Genomic DNA, 19,335 nt, shown 5'->3' on the forward strand with positions numbered 1-19,335 from the left:
GAGGCCTCAGTTGGCACACGCAGAACTCGCAGGAAAACACCTCGTCCTCGGCCTCTCGGGCGGCATCGCCTGCTACAAGATCGCCGAGCTCACGCGTCTTCTGACGAAGGCGGGCGCGACCGTGCAGGTCGTGATGACGGAAGCCGCGACGCAGTTCATCACCCCCGTCACGATGCAGGCGCTGTCCGGCCGCCCCGTCTACACGAGCCAGTGGGACGCGCGGATGCCGAACAACATGGCGCACATCGATCTGTCGCGCGAAGCCGACGCGATCGTGATCGCGCCCGCGTCGACCGACGTCCTCGCGAAGCTCGCGCACGGCTTCGCCGACGATCTGCTGTCGACGCTGTGCATCGCGCGCGACTGCCCGCTGCTCGTCGTGCCCGCGATGAACCGCCAGATGTGGCAGAACCCGGCAACGCAGCGCAACGTCGCGCAACTGCGCCACGACGGCGTCGCGGTGCTCGGCCCCGATTCGGGCGCGCAGGCGTGCGGCGAAGTCGGCGACGGCCGGATGCTCGAGCCGGAGGCGATCTTTGAAGCGATCGTCACGCATTTCCAGCCGAAGGTGTTCGCGCATCGCCGCGTGCTGATCACGGCCGGCCCGACGTTCGAACCACTCGATCCGGTTCGCGGCCTGACGAACCGCTCGAGCGGCAAGATGGGCTTCGCGCTCGCGCGCGCCGCGCAGCAGGCGGGCGCCGACGTGCATCTCGTCTCGGGCCCCGTCCATCTGCCGACGCCGTGGGGCGTGTACCGCGAGGACGTGCAGACCGCGCAGCAGATGTACGATGCGGTGCTGAACGCGGTGCCGGACACGGACGTGTTCATCGCGGTCGCCGCGGTCGCCGACTGGCGCGCCGCGCAGCCCGCCGAGCACAAGATCAAGAAGACCGCCGACCACAGGATGCCGGCGCTCACGTTCGTCGAGAACCCCGACATCCTCGCGACAGTCGCCGCGCTGCCCGATGCGCCCTACTGCGTCGGCTTCGCGGCGGAAAGCGGCGATCTCGACGTGCACGGCGAAGAAAAGCGCGTGCGCAAGAACGTGCCGCTCCTGATCGGCAATCTCGGGCCGCTCACGTTCGGCCTCGACGACAACGAAGTCGTGCTGTTCGAAGCGGGCGGCACGACGCGGCTGCCGCGCGCCGACAAGATGACGCTCGCGCACGCGATCGTCGCCGAGATCGCGAAGCGCCTGCCCGACACGAGCCTCATCTGACGCATTGCCGCGGCCGCGCCGCGCCACGCCACTCTCAACCCTCGTCACCGACTTCCGCCGCATGAAACTCGATCTGAAGATTCTCGACGCGCGCATGCGCGACTACCTGCCGAAATACGCGACGACGGGCAGCGCGGGCCTCGACCTGCGCGCGTGCCTCGACGCGCCCGTCACGCTGAAGCCGGGCGACACGGCGCTCGTGCCGACGGGCCTCGCGATCCATCTCGCCGATCCCGGCCACGCGGCGCTGATCCTGCCGCGCTCGGGCCTCGGCCACAAGCACGGCATCGTGCTCGGCAACCTCGTCGGCCTCATCGATTCGGACTACCAGGGCGAGCTGATGATCTCGACGTGGAACCGCGGCCAGACCGAGTTCGTGCTGAACCCGTTCGAGCGCCTCGCGCAGCTCGTGATCGTGCCGGTCGTGCAGGCGACGTTCAACGTCGTCGACGACTTCGCGCAAAGCGAGCGCGGCGCGGGCGGCTTCGGCAGCACCGGCCGCCACTGACCGGCCGCGTGCGGGGCCTCGCCTGGTCCGGCTGCCCCGCACGCTCGCCCGCCGCCTCATTCCCGTTTCCGTCGGGCCGCCGCTCAATCCTCGAGCGCGGCGCGTTCCTCCCAACCGACGCGCGGCTGCCGCGCCACGTTCGCCGCCCGCTCCCGCTTCTGCCGCTTCGCTTCGCCGGCGCTCGCATAAATCACGAGCGCGATCAGCACGCCCGCGAGAATCGCCGACGAGCCGACGGTGCCGAAGCCGAGTCCGCCCTTCGCGACGGGCTTCGTCAACAGATCGCCGACCGTCGCGCCGAACGGCCGCGTGAGCACGAACGCCGCCCAGAACAGGAACACCTTCGACACGTTCGTGAAGTACGCGGCAAGCACGATCACCGCGAGCAGGCCGCCGATCAGGAACGCGCCGCCCGCGAAGCCGAGGCCCGAGCTGTCGGCGAGAAAATCGCCGAGCGCGGTGCCGAGCGTGTTCGAGAACAGAATCGCGATCCAGTAGAGCACCTCGACCTTGCGCGTGCGAATCTCGGTCACGGCGAGCGATTCGCCCTGCAGGCGCCACACCGCGAAGATCGTCAGCAGGATCGCGATGAGGATGCCCGAGCCCGCCGCATAGCCGAGGCCGAGCGAGCGGTCCATGAAGTCGGACATCGTCGTGCCGGCCGTGCTCGTCGCGACGATCACCGCCCAGTAGATCGCCGGGCGGTAGCGCGTCGTCGCGAGCTGCGCGGCGAGCGTGACGATGAAGAACGAGAACAGGATCAGCGAGCTGTACGCGTAGCCGACGTCGAGCGTCATCGACAGCAGATCGCCGCCGGTTTCACCGAGCGTCGTCGCGCAGATCTTCATTACCCAGAATGCGAGCGTGATCGCAGGGAGTTTGTTCATGCGAGCCTCTCGAAGGAATTCGGAACAGTTCATTCGCCGCAATGCGGCACGAGACCCGAATGCTAGAGAACGGTCGCTTAAGAGAGTGTTAACCCGCATGCGCGGTGCGCGAACATGCCGGTTCCAGCATGCGCGTTATTGCTGCCTGCGCAGGATTCCCTCAGGATTCGCGCCCAGGATGAAACAATCACGCGCCGACACGACAAGATAGTCGCCGAGACGCCGCACGTCGAGATCGCACACGCCGTCCGACGCCGGCATGCGCGACAGCTTCGCTTCGTCACCCGACACGGGCCGCATCCGCAGCAGCATCTCGACGCGCGACTGCGCGCCGCCCGCGCCGCCGCCGGCAAACGAATAGCTGATGCGATCGCCGTGCACGATGAGCCGACGCGCGCCCGCGCTGCTGCGCCAGCGGCCGTCCCACGCGGACGGCGGCGCGGGTTTCGTCGCCTGCCGCAGATGCGAGCGCACGAGCCATCCGGACGTCTCGGCGCCCGCGCCGTCGATGTACGTCGCATGCACCATCCCGCCCTGCCACATATCGCCTTCCGCCGTTTCGCTGACGACGACCTCGCGCCCCTTCGCGACGTAATGGCCGCTGTTCGTGAAGTGGAACGACGCGCCTTGCGCATCTGGCTCGCGCGTGAAGAACGGAGTCTTCGGCGCCTGCACGCTCGCGAGCCAGGGTGTCGTGTCGAGGAGAGGAACAGCGGAGCTGCTCGACGCCGCGAACGCTGCGCCAAACGGGCCGGCGAGCGCGCCCAGCGCAGCCAGCACCGTGCGCTTCTTCATGCGCACGAGCCTGCTCGCCCGCGCGGCCGTCGCGGGGTCGACATCGGATGCGTCGCTCGTCTTTCTCGTCGTCATGCTGTCTCTCGCCAGATGTGCCGCGCGCGGTAATGCAGCCGATAGGCGAGCGTCAGCAGCACGATGAACGCAACGCCGACCATCATCGTCATTCTGAACTCGCGCGTGAACGCAGTCGTCACGAGCACCGCGCCGACGAGCGCCACGCCCGCCAGACTGCCCGCCGGATGCAGCCACATGCGGAACGCGGGTGCGGGGCCACGATAGCGTGCGCGAAAGCACAGATGCGTGACGAAGATCATCAACCACGTGAACAACGCGCCGAACATCGCGATCGCCATCAGCAGCGTGAACGCGGTCTCCGGATACAGCGCGACCAGCACGGCCGCTACCGCGACGCCGCTCGACGACACGACGAGCGCCGCCAGCGGCACGCCGTTCGCGCCGACGCGCCCGAACATCGCGGGCGCGAGCCGCGCGCGCGACAGGCTGAACATCATCCGCGTCGTCACGTACAACTGGCTGTTCATCGCGGACAGCGCGGCGACGAGCACGACGAAATTGATGACGCCCGCCGCATACGGCACGTGCGTCGCGGCCATCACCTTGACGAACGGGCTTTCGTCGGTGCCGGCCTGCGTCCACGGCACGATCGCGAGCATCAGCGCGAGCGTGAGCAGATAGAACAGCACGAGGCGGAACACGGTCGATCGAAACGCGCGCGACACCGCGCGCTGCGGATCGCGCGCCTCGCCCGCCGCGATCGCGACCGTTTCGATGCTCATATAGCTGAAAATCGCGACGATCACCGCAACCCACGCGCCCGAGAAGCCTTTCGGGAAGAAGCCGCCGTGCGCCGAATAATTCGCGAATCCGATGCCGGACGACGCGGGCGCCGTCGCGACAAAGTACGCGCCGAGCGCGATGAACATGACGATCGCGGCGATCTTCAGCATCGAGAACACGTATTCGACGACGCCGTAGAGCGTGACGCTCGTCATGTTGACCACGATCAGCGCGGCCGAAAAGCCGACGACCCAATACCAGCCGGGCACGCCCGGATACCAGTACTTCATGAAGACGGCGATCGCACTCACCTCGGTGCCGACCGCGAACACGACGGCCGACCAGTATGCATAGCGGACGAGAAATCCCGCGAGCGGGCCGACGTAGTGCTCGGCATACGCGCCGAACGACCCGGACGTCGGATGCGCGACGGTCATCTCCGCGAGCGCGCCCATCAGCAGCAGCGCGATCAGCGCGCCGATCGCATATGACACCAGCACGCCCGGCCCCGCTAGCCCGATCGCGAAGCCGCTGCCCAGAAAGAGGCCCGTTCCGATCGCGCCTCCGATCGCGATCATCGCCATCTGAGCCGACGAGAGCCCGCGCCGCAGGCCCTTCTCGCGTTCGACGATCAAGTCGAACGTCCGTTGTTGTTGTGTCAAACCAGACTCCTGCTTCCGTACCTTTTATCTGCCGCAAATAAAGCGAAACGGCGCGGAAGACTTCCCGCGCCGTTCATGCGAAACGTTTTGAACCTGCGATTATTCGACTTCGACCGCCTCTTCGTTCGGCTTGCTGGGCGGCGTCGCCGTCTTGTCGAACGACAGCAGCACCTTGTCGTCCTCGTCGACGTCGACCGTCACGTGGCCGCCGTTCACGAGCTTGCCGAACAGCAGCTCGTCGGCGAGCGCGCGCCGGATCGTGTCCTGAATCAGCCGCTGCATCGGCCGCGCGCCCATCAGCGGGTCGAAGCCGTGCTTCGCGAGATGCTTGCGCAACGCGTCGGTGAAGAGCGCGTCGACCTTCTTCTCGTGCAGTTGCTCCTCGAGCTGGATCAGGAACTTGTCGACCACGCGCATGATGATTTCCTCATCGAGCGCACGGAAGCTGATCGTCGCATCGAGCCGGTTGCGGAACTCGGGCGTGAACAGGCGCTTGATGTCCGCCATCTCGTCGCCCACTTCGCGCCGCGTCGTGAAGCCGATCGTCGCCTTCTGCATCGACTCCGCGCCCGCGTTCGTCGTCATGATGATGATGACGTTGCGGAAATCCGCCTTGCGGCCGTTGTTGTCCGTCAGCGTGCCGTGATCCATCACCTGCAGCAGCACGTTGAAGATGTCCGGATGCGCCTTCTCGATCTCGTCGAGCAGCAGCACGCAGTGCGGCTTCTTCGTGACTGCCTCGGTCAGCAACCCGCCCTGGTCGAACCCGACGTATCCGGGCGGCGCGCCGATCAGGCGGCTCACCGCGTGACGCTCCATGTATTCCGACATGTCGAAGCGAATCAGCTCGATGCCGAGCGTGAACGCGAGCTGGCGCGCCACTTCGGTCTTGCCGACGCCCGTCGGGCCGGAGAACAGGAACGCGCCGATCGGCTTGTCGAGCTTGCCGAGTCCCGCGCGCGCCATCTTGATCGCGGACGCGAGCGCGTCGATCGCCGGGTCCTGGCCGAACACGACGCTCTTCAGGTCGCGATCGAGCGTCTGCAGCTTGCTGCGGTCGTCCTGCGACACGCTCTGCGGCGGAATGCGCGCGATCTTCGAGATGATTTCCTCGATCTCGCTCTTGCCGATCGTCTTCTTCTGCTTCGACTTCGGCAGCACGCGCTGCGCGGCGCCCGCCTCGTCGATCACGTCGATCGCCTTGTCGGGCAGATGACGATCGGTGATGAAGCGCGCCGACAGTTCGGCCGCGGCCGACAGCGCGCCCGACGAATACTTGACGCCGTGATGCTCCTCGAAGCGAGATTTCAGGCCGCGCAGGATCGCGACCGTCTGCTCGACGCTCGGCTCGGTCACGTCGATCTTCTGGAAGCGCCGCGACAGCGCCGCATCCTTTTCGAAGATGCCGCGATATTCGGTGAACGTCGTCGCTCCAATGCACTTGAGCGTGCCCGACGACAGCGCCGGCTTCAGCAGGTTCGACGCGTCGAGCGTGCCGCCCGACGCGGCGCCCGCGCCGATCAGCGTGTGGATCTCGTCGATGAAGAGAATCGCGTGCGGACGCTCCTTCAGCTCCTTCAACACCGTCTTCAGACGCTGCTCGAAATCGCCGCGGTACTTCGTGCCCGCGAGCAGCGCGCCCATGTCGAGCGAATACACCTGCGCGTTCGCGAGGATGTCGGGCACCTCGCCGCGCGTGATGCGATACGCGAGGCCTTCGGCGATCGCCGTCTTGCCGACGCCCGCCTCGCCGACGAGCAGCGGATTGTTCTTGCGGCGGCGGCAGAGCACCTGCACGACGCGCTCGACCTCGGACTCGCGCCCGATGAGCGGATCGATGCGGCCGTCCTTCGCCATCTGGTTCAGGTTCTGCGTGAACTGCGCGAGCGGCGTTTCCTTCTGCGTGCTCGCGTCCTCGCCTTCGGCGTTCGCGTCGGCGGGCTTCGCGGATTCGCTGCTGCTCGTCTTCGCGATGCCGTGCGAAATGAAGTTGACGACGTCGAGGCGCGTCACGCCCTGCTGTTGCAGATAGTAGACGGCGTGCGAATCCTTCTCGCCGAAGATCGCGACGAGCACGTTCGCGCCCGTGACTTCCTTCTTGCCGTTCGAGGTCGACTGCACGTGCATGATCGCGCGCTGGATCACGCGCTGAAAGCCGAGTGTCGGCTGCGTGTCGACGTCGTCGGTGCCGGGAACGGTCGGCGTGTTGTCGTGGATGAAGTTGCGCAGGTTCTGCCGCAGATCCTCGATGTTCGCCGCGCACGCGCGCAACACCTCGGCTGCCGTCGGATTATCCAGCAGGGCCAACAAAAGATGCTCGACCGTAATGAACTCATGCCGCGCCTGGCGCGCTTCCATGAACGCCATGTGCAGGCTGACTTCCAATTCCTGGGCAATCATGCTTCCTCCATCACGCACTGCAGCGGATGCCCGGCCTGCCGCGCATGGGTAACGACTTGCTCGACTTTGGTCGACGCGATGTCTCGCGTATAGACCCCACAAACCCCCCGCCCTTCGCGATGCACCTTCAGCATAATCTGTGTGGCCGTCTCGCGATCTTTCCTGAAATACTCCTGCACGATCATCACCACGAATTCCATTGGCGTGAAGTCGTCGTTCAGGAGCACCACCTTGTACATCGAAGGCGGCTTGAGCTTCTGCTCCTTGCGTTCCAGGACGGTGCTGTCCTGCTTGTCCGGGATAATCGCCATACACCCATTCTAAACAACTCGGACAGGCCCGCAATCCTGTCATTAACCGACTGACCAGCCGGCGCCCTCCCCGGCTCCCCACGTGCGGCAGCGTCCCTCTCACATCGAACGGGAGCCGGCTGCGGGGCCGGCTCCCGTTCGATGTGCAAGCATGCGGCATGCCACCCGCGCACCATGCATGGATCGAGTATCCCACAACGCGCACGACCTCGAACGCCCGTCACTCGAGCCTGGTATGTGCGACGATTATGCGACTTTTCAAGCCCCCTCGCTCGCTCCGATGCTGCAAAGCAAAGCGGGATAAACCCTGAAAATGGGTTCTTTACAACGTCCCCGTATACGTCTAAAAATTTTCTTGACACTCAATTAAAGAGCGCCAACAATCAAGCTGGCACTTTTTTCAATTTGTCTTTGACAAATGAAAGAGGCCGAGGTGAGCTTGTGAGGGGGGAACGGCTGCGTATGCAGGTCGTTTAGCTTTTCGAGCGTGCTCGTTGTAAGTAGCGACTGTGTGACAGGGGAAGTAGGTATGGCAACTGGTATTGTCAAATGGTTCAATGACGCGAAGGGCTTCGGTTTCATCACGCCCGACGAAGGCGGCGAAGATCTGTTTGCACATTTCTCGGCGATCAACATGCAGGGCTTCAAGACCCTGAAGGAAGGCCAAAAGGTCAGCTTCGAGGTAGTGCAAGGCCCGAAGGGTAAGCAAGCGTCGAACATCCAAGCTGCTTGAGGGCCGTCTGGATCAGAAATGAAAACCCGGCTTCCAGCCGGGTTTTTTTCGCCCGCCCGCGCAGCGCCCGAGCGTCGCAGCGAGCACGCGCATGCGCTCGCCCTCCCTTGGCCGCCGCCCATTTCAAACGACTTTCAGCGTTCCCATCATCCCGAGATCCTCGTGCTCGAGGATGTGGCAGTGGAACATCCGCTCGCCGCGCTCCGTCTGTGTCGTGACAATCCGCACACGCTCGCCCTTCCGAACGTTCACCGTGTCGCGCCACGCGCGATAAGGCTCGGGCATCGTCTTTCCGTCGAGCTCGCGCTCGACGACCTGGAATTGCGTGCCGTGCAGATGGAACGGATGGTCCATGTCGGTTTCGTTGCGAATCGTCCACGATTCGACGTCGCCGCGCCGGCTCGTCAACGTCGCGCGATGCGGCTCGAACGTCGTGCCGTTCACCATGAAGCGCATGCCGGCCGGTCGGCCCCGCGCGTCCGCGCGCATCATCGCGGCCATGTCCATCTGCTCGCCGAACACGACTTCCTTGCGCGCAACCGGCTCGCCGAGCGCGGGCACCGCGCGCAGCCGATCGGGCAACGCGCGCGGAGCGGCGGGCTCGAATGCGACGTCGGCAAGCGGCAGCGCGGGATCGGGCGGCAGGCTGCCGTGCGCGGCATCCGACATCGCCATCTTGCCGCGCTCGTACTCGAGCGCCATCAGCGCCGCGCGCGACGCACGGTCGCCCGCGCGCACGACGAGCTCGGCGCGCTCGCCCGGCGCGAGCAACAGCGACGTCACGTCGCGCGGCGCGTCGAGCAGGCCGCCGTCGGTGCCGACGTGCGCGAACGCGCGCCCGTCGTCGAACGCAATGCGCAGATAGCGCGCGCTGCATGCATTCCATACGCGCCAGCGCTCGTCGCCAGTGAGCGAAATGCGCGGCCGCCGCGCACCGTTGACGAGCACGAACTGACCTTGGCGACCGTTCATCCAGTCCATCATGTCGTTCGGCGCAATCGCGCCGTCGCGCGCCAGCTTCAGGTCGGACACGAACAGATGCCGCTCGGGCCAGCCGGCGAGCGGGTCGTCGGGCGCGCGCACGACGAACGGCCCCGCGAGCCCGCGAAATACCTGCTCGGCTGTCGCCATGTGCGGATGCGGGTGATACCAGTACGTGCCCGCGCTCCCCTTCGGCAGCGTGAAGCGATAGACGCGCGTCGCGCCCGGCGCGACGAGATCGGATGGATTGCCGTCCTGGTCGGGCGGCACGGGCAAACCGTGCCAGTGGATCGTCGACGGCTGCGGCAGCCGGTTGACGAAGCGGATCTCGACCGTATCGCCTTCGCGCACGTCGATGAGCGGGCCGACCGCGGGCCCGTGCGCGCCCGCGCCGAACTGCCAGAACGTCGTCGCTGCGACGCCCGGCAAGAGCGCGCGCGCAACGGGCTGCGCGACGAGCGTCGCGCGGAACGCGCCCGGCTCGCGGCTCTCGTTCGCGAGCACGCGCAGCGCGGCGAGCGGCGCGCCCGCGGGCAGCGCGTCGGCGGCCGCGAGCGCGGCCGGCGCCGCCGGCTTGCCGTGCCGCGCGCGAGCCGGCGCGGGCGACATGTCCGGCATGTCGTCCATCCCCTCCATGCCTTTCATGCCATCCATCGCGTGGCCCGCGGCGAACGCGCCGCGCGCAAAGAGCGACGCCGCGGCGGCCGCGAGCGCGCTTGAGAGAAAGTGTCTGCGCAACATCGATCGATTCATCCCTGTGTCGCCGAAACGGAGATTCCGACGATACACCAGTCGGCGCGCACACTGCGCGCCGCTTTGCTGACAACGCGCACGCGCCGCACCAAAACGAAACACCCCGGCAGGCACGCGGCCCGCCGGGGTGTCGCTCGACATCGGCTACGCCGACGCGCTTACTGCATGTTTTCGATCAGCACCTGACCGAAGCCCGAGCACGACACTTGCGTCGCGCCTTCCATCAGGCGCGCGAAGTCGTACGTGACGCGCTTCTGCTGGATCGACTTTTCCATCGCGGCAATGATGACGTCGGCCGCTTCGGTCCAGCCGAGGTGGCGCAGCATCATTTCGGCCGACAGGATTTCCGAACCCGGGTTCACGTAGTCCTTGCCCGCGTACTTCGGCGCCGTGCCGTGCGTGGCTTCGAACATCGCGACCGAATCCGACAGGTTCGCGCCCGGCGCGATGCCGATGCCGCCGACTTGCGCGGCGAGCGCGTCCGAGATGTAGTCGCCGTTCAGGTTCAGCGTCGCGATCACGTCGTACTCGGCCGGACGCAGCAGGATCTGCTGCAGGAACGCGTCGGCGATCGAATCCTTGATCACGATCTCGCCGCCCGTCTTCGGGTTCTTGACGCGCATCCACGGGCCGCCGTCGATCAGCTCGGCGCCGAATTCCTTCTGCGCGAGCGCGTAGCCGGCGTCACGGAACAGGCCTTCCGTGAACTTCATGATGTTGCCCTTGTGCACGAGCGTGACCGACTTGCGGTTGTTGTCGATCGCGTACTGGATCGCCTTGCGCACGAGACGCTCGGTGCCTTCCGTCGACACGGGCTTGATGCCGATGCCCGACGTTTCCGGGAAGCGGATCTTCTTCACGCCCATCTCGTCCTGCAGGAACTTGATGAGCTTCTTCGCCTGCTCGGATTCGGCAGCCCATTCGATGCCGGCGTAGATGTCTTCCGAGTTCTCGCGGAAGATCACCATGTCGGTCTTTTCCGGCGCGCGCACCGGCGACGGCACGCCTTTGAAGTACTGGACCGGGCGCAGGCAGACGTACAGGTCGAGATCCTGGCGCAGCGCGACGTTCAGCGAGCGGATGCCGCCGCCGACCGGGGTCGTGAGCGGCCCCTTGATCGACACGACGTATTCCTTCAGCACCTGCAGCGTCTCTTCCGGCAGCCACACGTCCGGGCCGTAGATCTTCGTCGCCTTCTCGCCGGCGTAGATCTCCATCCAGTGGATCTTCTTCTTGCCGCCGTACGCCTTCTCGACCGCCGCGTCGACGACCTTGATCATCACCGGCGTGATGTCGAAGCCCGTGCCGTCGCCCTCGATGTAAGGGATGATCGGCTGATCGGAAACGTTGAGCGAGAAATCCTTGTTGACGGTGATCTTGTCACCGCCTTCCGGGACCTTGATGTGCTGATACGGCATGATCGACTCCAGTGATATGGCTGGGCTGGTGGGTATCTGGTTGTGCGCGGCCGGGCGCGCGCGGCGCCGGCCCTGCGTCCGCGACGGCGAGCCGCTATTCTAGCGCTCTCGCGGCGCAAGGCGGCGCGAATCCGGTGCGCGGGACTCGCGCAAGTCTTATATAAGACAAAAGACTTGCCGTTCCGTATTATGCATTAAGATTCCGCCATTTGCCATAGAACGCGGCCCGCGTCGCGCCGCCCGTCCCCTCGCGAGCCTTGCCTCATGCGCCTCATCGCCCTCAACAAGCCGTTCGGCACGATCTGCCAGTTCTCCCCGCACGAAACCCGCGCGTCGCTCGGCGACTGGGTGAAGACGCCCGATGTCTACCCGGCGGGCCGCCTCGACGCCGACAGCGAGGGGCTGCTTCTGCTCACCGACGACGGCGCGCTGCAGGCGAAGATCGCCGAGCCGCGCCACAAGCTCGTCAAACGCTACTGGGCGCAGGTCGAGGGCGCGCCGGACGCGGCCGCGCTCGCGGCGCTCGAGCGCGGCGTCGATCTCGGCGACTACGTGAGCCGCCCGTGCCGCGCGCGCTTCGTCACGCCGCCCGAGACGCTCTGGCCGCGCAACCCGCCGGTCCGCTACCGCGCGGCGATTCCGACGACCTGGATCGAGCTCGAGATCGCCGAGGGCAAGAACCGCCAGGTGCGGCGAATGACCGCGGCCGTCGGTTTCCCGACGCTGCGTCTCATCCGCGTCGGCATCGGCGCGCTCGACGTGTTCGCGCTCGGCCTGTCGCCCGGCGAGACCCGCGAGTTGCCGCCGCGCGCGCCGTGGGGGCGCGCAAAGCGGCCCGGATGACAATCCAGTGGCGCGTTTCATCACACGTCAACCGACTGTGAACCCGACGCGTTAAACCACGCAGATGCCACTCCCAGCTATCCGGCATTGGCGTCCGAACCGCGCTCCCGTCGCTCGAGCGACACCCCGCGAACCGGCCGCCCGCAGCGCGAAGAGATTTTTCTCGATGCGTCTGTCAACCGAAAGGTGGATGGCACGTTAGACGACATGACTCCTATGCCGGGTCATTTGGTTAATTAACTAAAGCTGAGGAACACAACATGAACAAACTGATCGCCGCTCTGGTCGCTGGTCTCTTCGCAACGGCTGCTTTCGCGCAAGCTTCGGCTCCGGCCGCTGCTTCGGCTCCGGCTGAGAAGGCTGAAGCTGCTTCGGCACCGGCTAAGAAGGCCCACGCCAAGAAGCACCACGCCAAGAAGCATGCGAAGAAGGCGAAGGAAGCCAGCGCCGCTGAAGCCCCGGCTGCCGCTTCGAACTAAGTAAGCAATTTGTAAAACGCAGTCAAGAACAAGCTGTTGCCGTTCTTACGGCGTTACAAGGCAGATCACCGCGAGGCGATCTGCCTTTTTCTTTGCGTCGCCGTTTGCCCGCCTCGCGCCGCGCCCGATGCGCGCGCGACGCCGCGCTTCGCGTACCATGCGGATCTCGAATTCCCGATAGGAGCCCTAGCCGTGCGATTTTCCCCGCGCCCTTCGCTCGCCCGACTCGTGCGAGCCGCCGTCTTTCCGGTCGCGCTCGCGCTCGCCGCGGGCGGCATGCATGCCGCGTCCGCGCAAACCGCGCAGTTGCCGCCCGGCGCGAAGCAGCCGGGCGAATTCCCGCGCGTGAAGCTGCGCGCCGGCATGTACGTGATCGATGCGGCCGTCGCGGCGAACGACGCCGATCGCGAGCAGGGTCTCATGTACCGTTCGCAGCTCGCGCCGAACGAAGGGATGCTGTTCGTGTTCAACGAGAACGCCGTCCATTGCTTCTGGATGAAGAACACGCTGATCCCGCTGTCGATCGCGTTCATCCGCGCGGACGGCACGATCACCGACATCGACGAGATGAAGGCCGAGACGACCGACAATCACTGTCCGCGCAACAACGGCGTCTATGCGCTCGAGATGAGCAAAGGCTGGTTCGCCGCGAAGGGCGTCAAGCCCGGAATGAGGATCGACGGGCTGCCGAAGCCGCAGTGACGCACGGCGCGGGCGATCGATGCGCGCTGCCCGCCCCGCTCGCCTCCGTCCGACAAGCCGGCCGCGCGCCGGCTTTTTTTGCGCGCCGTTTTCGTGCGCGGCCGGCGCGATGGAACGAGCCGAACACGCCCGCCACGGTGCAGGACTTGATTGCCGATCCATCGCCCGCATCTGCAAAAGCCTCGAGCAAGCGCTATCCTTTAAGTCTCGAAAGAGCGACGGCGCCGGCCGCACCGGCCGGGCCGTTTTCGTCCAGAACCATCAGGAGGTTCACGTGCCCCGCAAAACCCCCATCGAGCGCTATCGCAATATCGGGATCAGCGCTCACATCGACGCCGGCAAGACCACGACGACCGAGCGCATCCTCTTTTATACCGGCGTGAGCCACAAGATCGGCGAGGTTCACGACGGCGCGGCCACGATGGACTGGATGGAGCAGGAGCAGGAGCGCGGCATCACGATCACGTCCGCGGCGACGACCGCGTTCTGGAAAGGCATGGCCGGCAATTATCCGGAGCATCGGATCAACATCATCGATACCCCTGGCCACGTCGACTTCACGATTGAAGTAGAACGCTCGATGCGCGTGCTCGACGGCGCGTGCATGGTCTACGACTCGGTGGGCGGCGTGCAGCCGCAGTCCGAAACGGTGTGGCGCCAGGCGAACAAGTACAAGGTGCCGCGCATCGCGTTCGTCAACAAGATGGACCGCGTCGGCGCCGATTTCTTCCGCGTGCAGCGGCAGATCGGCGAGCGCCTGAAGGGGGTTGCCGTGCCGATCCAGATCCCGGTCGGCGCGGAAGAGCACTTCCAGGGCGTCGTCGACCTCGTGAAGATGAAGGCCATCGTCTGGGACGACGAGAGCCAGGGCGTGAAGTTCACGTACGAGGACATCCCGGCGAACCTCGTCGACATCGCGCACGAGTGGCGCGAGAAGATGGTCGAGGCCGCCGCCGAAGCCAGCGAGGAACTGCTCGAGAAGTACCTGACCGATCACAACTCGCTCACCGAGGACGAGATCAAGGCCGCGCTGCGCAAGCGCACGATCGCCAACGAGATCGTGCCGATGCTCTGCGGCAGCGCGTTCAAGAACAAGGGCGTGCAGGCGATGCTCGACGCGGTGATCGACTATCTGCCGTCGCCCGCCGATGTGCCCGCGATCCTCGGCCACACGCTCGACGACCAGCAGGCGGAACGTCATCCGAGCGACGACGAGCCGTTCTCCGCGCTCGCGTTCAAGATCATGACCGACCCGTTCGTCGGCCAGTTGATCTTCTTCCGCGTGTACTCGGGCGTCGTCGAATCGGGCGATACGCTGCTCAACGCGACGAAGGACAAGAAGGAGCGGCTCGGCCGGATCCTGCAGATGCACGCGAACGAGCGCAAGGAAATCAAGGAGGTGCGCGCGGGCGACATCGCTGCCGCGGTCGGTCTGAAGGAAGCGACGACGGGCGACACGCTGTGCGATCCCGCGAAGCCGATCATCCTCGAGAAGATGGAATTCCCCGAGCCCGTGATCTCGCAGGCGGTCGAGCCGAAGACGAAGGCCGACCAGGAAAAGATGGGGCTCGCGCTGAACCGTCTCGCGCAGGAGGACCCGTCGTTCCGCGTGCAGACCGACGAGGAATCCGGCCAGACGATCATCTCCGGGATGGGCGAGCTGCACCTCGAAATCATCGTCGACCGGATGAAGCGCGAGTTCGGCGTCGAGGCGACGGTCGGCAAGCCGCAGGTCGCGTATCGCGAGACGGTGCGCACGGTGGCCGACGACGTCGAGGGCAAGTTCGTCAAGCAGTCGGGCGGCCGCGGCCAGTACGGCCACGCGGTGATCAAGCTCGAGCCGAACCCCGGCAAGGGCTACGAGTTCCTCGACGAGATCAAGGGCGGCGTGATTCCGCGCGAATTCATCCCGGCGGTCAACAAGGGCATCGAGGAGACGCTCAAGAGCGGCGTGCTCGCGGGCTACCCCGTCGTCGACGTGAAGGTGCATCTGACGTTCGGCTCGTATCACGACGTCGACTCGAACGAAAACGCGTTCCGCATGGCCGGCTCGATGGCGTTCAAGGAAGCGATGCGCCGCGCGAAGCCGGTGCTGCTCGAGCCGATGATGGCGGTCGAGGTCGAGACGCCCGAGGACTTCATGGGCAACGTGATGGGCGACCTGTCGAGCCGGCGCGGCATCGTGCAGGGGATGGAGGACATCGCGGGCGGCGGCGGCAAGCTCGTGCGCGCCGAAGTGCCGCTTGCCGAGATGTTCGGCTATTCGACGTCGCTGCGCTCGGCGACGCAAGGCCGCGCGACCTATACGATGGAGTTCAAGCACTACGCGGAAACGCCGTCGAACGTGTCGGAAGCGGTCATCAACGCGAAGCAGGTCGGGCGCGGCTGAACGGCGCGGCATCCGATGCCGCGCGGCCCGCGGCGCCGCCCGATCGATGAAAGCGAGCCCGTCCGGAAACGGACGGGCTTTTTTGCTGTGCGCATCGCCCGGACATCGGCGAAGCCACGGCGAGGCGTTCGCGGCCGCCGCGTCATGACGATCGGCTTCGCCGTCACGCTCGGCATCGCGCGGACCGCGTGCTCGCTGCGCGAGCGTTTCGCCACGTTTCACGACATCGGCGGCACGCTTGGCGCACCGAGTCCGCAACGTTGCCGCTCGTGCCGGCGCGCATGCGCGCCTCACGGCTTCGTCGCACGCCGGCTGCGTCCGCCGTTCCTGCTCGTCAGGACGAACAGACGCATGTCTGCGGTCGGCAGGCTGCCCGGCCGAGTTTCAATACTGAAACCAAAATCGGCACGCTTGCGATGTTCGCCAAGCAGGCGAGTCATGGGCAGCCGCGCGTCAGGGTCCGGCTGTTTCCCCGCGCCGTTCACGGCCGGCTGACGCTGATCGACTCGATGGACGACGTGCCGACCTTCCTCCTGACGTTTCATTTCAGAAACGAAACCGCTTCACCGATGTTTCAGCGCTGCGCTAGCAACGCACTCACGCCTTGCACGACGGGCGCGCGCGGCCAATGGCACGGTTATCGCAGAGAAGGGCTCGCACGGCGGGCCCGCGTACCGATCGACATTGCCGACTGGTCACGCGCCAGATCGAAGACGATCGTCGACTGAAACGGCAACGCATCGTTTGGCCCCTGGGCAACACGCGCATAAAGCCGCACGGCAATAGGAACTGCGCGCTTTGGGAGGCCAATGATGCACAAAATGAAACAACCGCTCCACGCGGCGGAACGATGCTATCGCGCGACCTTGCTGGCTGCGGCCGCATTCGCGTGCTGCTGCGGCTCGTATGCTGTCGCGCAAGAAACCACGCCCACGGGGCCGAGCGCCGTGCAGTCGCGCGACGAAGCGCCATCGTCTGCACCGTTGCCAGTCGCGCAGAACGCGATGCCGGCCGGCACGCCGGACGGGTCCGCCGATGCGGACGTCACGATGCCGCTCGCGGAAGTTGCATCGCCGTGCTCTGCCGATCCGCTCCCGTGCGGATTCGAGTTCCATCTCGCCGGCGGCGTGGGGGGCAATGGAGAAAGCGGAATCGGAAGCGGCGGCAGCGCGGGCAGCGGCCATGGAAGCGGCGGCAGCGGAGACGGCGGGAATGGCGCCGTCGGGCCTGCGGGGATCGGCGTCGGCGGGACGACGGGTTCGACCTCCGGCGGCGCGACCGGCACGGGTCGCGGCAACGGCAACTCCGCCGGCAATGCATCGGGCAGCGCGAGCTCCGGCGGCGGGACGTCGGGCCACGGCAGTTCGGGGGGGCGGTGCTTCGGGTGGAGGCACTTCGGGCGGCGGTGCTTCGGGTGGTGGTGCTTCGGGTGGTGGTGCTTCGGGTGGTGGTGCTTCGGGCGGCGGTGCTTCGGGTGGCGGTGCTTCGGGTGGCGGTGCTTCCGGCGGCGGCACTTCCGGCGGCGGTACTTCCGGCGGCGGTACTTCCGGTGGCGGGCATTCCGGCGGCGGCACTTCCGGCGGCGGCACTTCCGGCGGCGGTACTTCCGGTGGCGGACACTCCGGCGGCGGCACCAGTGGCGGCAACGGCGGTGGCAATAGCGGCGGCCACGGTAACGGTAGCGGAAATGGTGGCGGCACCAGTGGCGGTAATGGCGGCGGCACCAGTGGCGGTAATGGCGGCGGCAATGGCGGTGGTCACGGCAACGGAAGCGGCGGCAGCAATGGCGACGGTAACGGAGGCCATGGCAACGGCGGCGGACACGGAAACGGAAACGGCAGTGGTGGCGGAGGCAATGGTGGCGCCAACGGTGTTGGCAATGGCAATGGCGGCAGCAACGGCGGCCACGGTAACGGCCACGGTAACGGTAACGGCAATGGTGGCGGCACCAGTGGCGGCAATGGCGGTGGTCACGGCAACGGAAACGGCGGCAGCAATGGCGGCAGCAATGGCGGCGGTAACGGCGGCGGTAACGGAGGCCATGGCAACGGCGGCGGACACGGAAACGGTCGGTGACCCAGCGCGCCGAGCGGCATCGCCGAATCACAGCATGTCGAGCGCGTCTGCTGCGCGGCGCACGGAAGCACGCGTCGAGCTGCGCGCGCTCGCATCGCTCGACACAAGATCGAACGCTGCGCGGTTTTCGTGCACGTGATCGATCCGTGCCGCGTAACACACCACAACCGCGCCAAGCTCGACACGCTCTGTCCAAGCGCCGCGCATCAACGCCGCATCGCGCAATCGCGGAACCTCATCGAGCGGCGAACGCATCGGCAGGCGCGTGTGATCGACAGAGCTATGGCGCATCGCCGGCATCCGGCGCGCGGCGAGCGATGGCAGCGGATCGAATTGCGATTCGCGCGACGCACCGCCCGCAGGTCGCGCAAGCAAGCCGCTCGCCCGAACCGGCCGCCTTGCCTTGCCGCAGCGCGCGCGGCGCTACAGCATGTCGAGCGGCCGCTTGCCGCGCGGCGGCTTGAACTGCGCGTCGAGCCGCGCGAGCTCGCCTTCGTCGAGCACGAGATCGAGCGCCGCGCGATTGTCGCGCACGTGCTCGACGCTGCCCGCCTTCGGAATCGCCAGCACGTTCGGCTGCCCGAGCACCCATGCGAGCGCGACGCGCGGCGGCGACACGCCGCGCTCGCGTGCGATCTCATCGAGCGCCGTGCGCTTCGGCAACCGCATGTGATCGATCGGGCTGTACGCCATCGCCGGCATCGCGCGTTGCGCGAGCCACGGCAGCAAATCGAACTCCGGGCCGCGACGCGCGAGATTGTAGAGAATCTGGTTCGTCGCGCAGGCGTCGCCGCCCGCTTCGGCGACGAGTTCCTCCATGTCGTCGACGTCGAAATTGCTGACGCCCCAGTGGCGAATCTTGCCCGCGTCGCGCAGCGCCTCGAAGCCCGCGACCGTCTCCGCGAGCGGAATCGGGCCGCGCCAGTGCAGCAGATACAGATCGACGCGATCGGTGCGCAAACGCTTCAGCGTCGCCTCGCACGCGGCAGCGACGCCAGCGCGGCTCGCATGCTGCGGCAGCACCTTGCTCACGACGAACAGCCGGTCGCGCACGCCGGCGAGCGCTTCGCCGACGAGCGTCTCGGTCGCGCCGTCGCCGTACATCTCCGCGGTATCGATGAGCGTCATGCCGAGGTCGACGCCCTCGCGCAGCGCGGCGATCTCGGCCGCGCGCTTCGCGGGCCGCTCGCCCATTTCCCAGGTGCCCTGCCCGAGCTTCGGTACGCGTTCGCCGCCGGGCAGCGCGACGGTTTCGAGCCTGCTGGTCATATCGCTCCTCGTCACGTGTGCGGGCGCGGCACGCGCTGCGTGCGGCCCGCGGGTGTTTCATCAGTGTAACGATTCGACGCGCGCCGGACAGCATGGCGCGCAAAAC

General features: G+C 66.5%; 17 protein-coding genes. 9 read left to right on the forward strand and 8 right to left on the reverse strand.

Features of this window, described 5'->3' with window-relative positions:
• Positions 1-10: 10 nt before the first annotated feature.
• Positions 11-1,222 (forward strand): bifunctional phosphopantothenoylcysteine decarboxylase/phosphopantothenate--cysteine ligase CoaBC, encoded by a 1,212-nt coding sequence (gene coaBC, locus WT16_RS04625; RefSeq protein ID WP_059932075.1) that lies wholly within the window; start codon positions 11-13, stop codon positions 1,220-1,222.
• 61 nt (positions 1,223-1,283) lie between these two features.
• Complete coding sequence (gene dut / locus WT16_RS04630) at positions 1,284-1,730, forward strand: dUTP diphosphatase (protein ID WP_006024813.1); 447 nt, start codon at positions 1,284-1,286, stop codon at positions 1,728-1,730.
• A gap of 83 nt (positions 1,731-1,813) precedes the next feature.
• Here dut and WT16_RS04635 read toward each other — a convergent pair whose 3' ends face one another.
• From WT16_RS04635 to clpS, 5 genes are all read right to left on the reverse strand, one after another.
• Positions 1,814-2,617, reverse strand: a complete 804-nt coding sequence (locus WT16_RS04635) for a membrane protein (protein ID WP_006024812.1) — start codon at positions 2,615-2,617, stop codon at positions 1,814-1,816.
• Positions 2,618-2,752: 135 nt separating this feature from the next.
• Positions 2,753-3,487, reverse strand: a complete 735-nt coding sequence (locus tag WT16_RS04640; RefSeq protein WP_063532792.1) for a hypothetical protein — start codon at positions 3,485-3,487, stop codon at positions 2,753-2,755.
• Entirely contained in the window at positions 3,484-4,875 is a 1,392-nt protein-coding gene (locus WT16_RS04645) for an amino acid permease (protein ID WP_015601623.1), read from the reverse strand. Before WT16_RS04645 ends, WT16_RS04640 begins: the two co-directional genes overlap by 4 nt.
• A 99-nt stretch (positions 4,876-4,974) precedes the next feature.
• Complete coding sequence (gene clpA, locus WT16_RS04650) at positions 4,975-7,275, reverse strand: ATP-dependent Clp protease ATP-binding subunit ClpA (RefSeq protein ID WP_006024809.1); 2,301 nt, start codon at positions 7,273-7,275, stop codon at positions 4,975-4,977.
• Positions 7,272-7,586, reverse strand: a complete 315-nt coding sequence (gene clpS, locus WT16_RS04655; protein WP_006024808.1) for an ATP-dependent Clp protease adapter ClpS — start codon at positions 7,584-7,586, stop codon at positions 7,272-7,274. The genes clpA and clpS overlap by 4 nt, the downstream gene beginning before the upstream one ends.
• Positions 7,587-8,115: 529 nt before the next feature.
• On the opposite strand from clpS, the gene WT16_RS04660 reads away from it, so the two are divergent.
• Entirely contained in the window at positions 8,116-8,319 is a 204-nt protein-coding gene (locus WT16_RS04660; protein WP_004196460.1) for a cold-shock protein, read from the forward strand.
• A gap of 123 nt (positions 8,320-8,442) precedes the next feature.
• Here WT16_RS04660 and WT16_RS04665 read toward each other — a convergent pair whose 3' ends face one another.
• Together WT16_RS04665 and icd are read right to left on the reverse strand one after the other, a co-directional pair.
• Positions 8,443-10,041, reverse strand: coding sequence for a multicopper oxidase family protein (locus tag WT16_RS04665; protein WP_063532793.1), 1,599 nt, complete (start codon positions 10,039-10,041; stop codon positions 8,443-8,445).
• Positions 10,042-10,211: 170 nt separating this feature from the next.
• Positions 10,212-11,471, reverse strand: coding sequence for an NADP-dependent isocitrate dehydrogenase (gene icd / locus WT16_RS04670; RefSeq protein WP_006024806.1), 1,260 nt, complete (start codon positions 11,469-11,471; stop codon positions 10,212-10,214).
• A 264-nt stretch (positions 11,472-11,735) separates the two neighbouring features.
• Between icd and WT16_RS04675 the strand changes: the two genes are divergently transcribed.
• From WT16_RS04675 to WT16_RS35525, 6 genes are all read left to right on the forward strand, one after another.
• The gene (locus tag WT16_RS04675) at positions 11,736-12,314 is read left to right on the forward strand and encodes a pseudouridine synthase (protein WP_063532794.1); all 579 of its coding nucleotides are present in this window, start codon (positions 11,736-11,738) and stop codon (positions 12,312-12,314) included.
• A 260-nt stretch (positions 12,315-12,574) separates the two neighbouring features.
• Positions 12,575-12,793 carry a hypothetical protein gene (locus WT16_RS30230; RefSeq protein ID WP_071810810.1) on the forward strand — a complete coding sequence of 73 codons (219 nt, stop codon included), beginning with the start codon at positions 12,575-12,577 and terminating at the stop codon, positions 12,791-12,793.
• Positions 12,794-12,985: 192 nt separating this feature from the next.
• Complete coding sequence (locus tag WT16_RS04680; protein ID WP_063532795.1) at positions 12,986-13,495, forward strand: DUF192 domain-containing protein; 510 nt, start codon at positions 12,986-12,988, stop codon at positions 13,493-13,495.
• Positions 13,496-13,769: 274 nt separating this feature from the next.
• A complete protein-coding gene (gene fusA / locus WT16_RS04685) occupies positions 13,770-15,884 on the forward strand; it encodes an elongation factor G (protein WP_006024803.1) in 2,115 nt (704 codons plus the stop codon).
• Between the two features lie 260 nt (positions 15,885-16,144).
• Positions 16,145-16,612, forward strand: a complete 468-nt coding sequence (locus tag WT16_RS33480; RefSeq protein ID WP_156521401.1) for a hypothetical protein — start codon at positions 16,145-16,147, stop codon at positions 16,610-16,612.
• Between the two features lie 1,019 nt (positions 16,613-17,631).
• Positions 17,632-18,099, forward strand: coding sequence for a hypothetical protein (locus WT16_RS35525; RefSeq protein ID WP_197486450.1), 468 nt, complete (start codon positions 17,632-17,634; stop codon positions 18,097-18,099).
• A gap of 284 nt (positions 18,100-18,383) precedes the next feature.
• On the opposite strand, the gene WT16_RS04705 is transcribed toward WT16_RS35525, so the two are convergent.
• Positions 18,384-19,229: an aldo/keto reductase gene (locus WT16_RS04705; RefSeq protein WP_063532798.1), complete on the reverse strand. Its 846-nt coding sequence runs from the start codon at positions 19,227-19,229 to the stop codon at positions 18,384-18,386.
• Positions 19,230-19,335 lie beyond the last annotated feature (106 nt).

It is taken from the genome of Burkholderia sp. MSMB1589WGS, from assembly GCF_001636105.1.
GTDB classification, from domain to species: domain Bacteria; phylum Pseudomonadota; class Gammaproteobacteria; order Burkholderiales; family Burkholderiaceae; genus Burkholderia; species Burkholderia humptydooensis.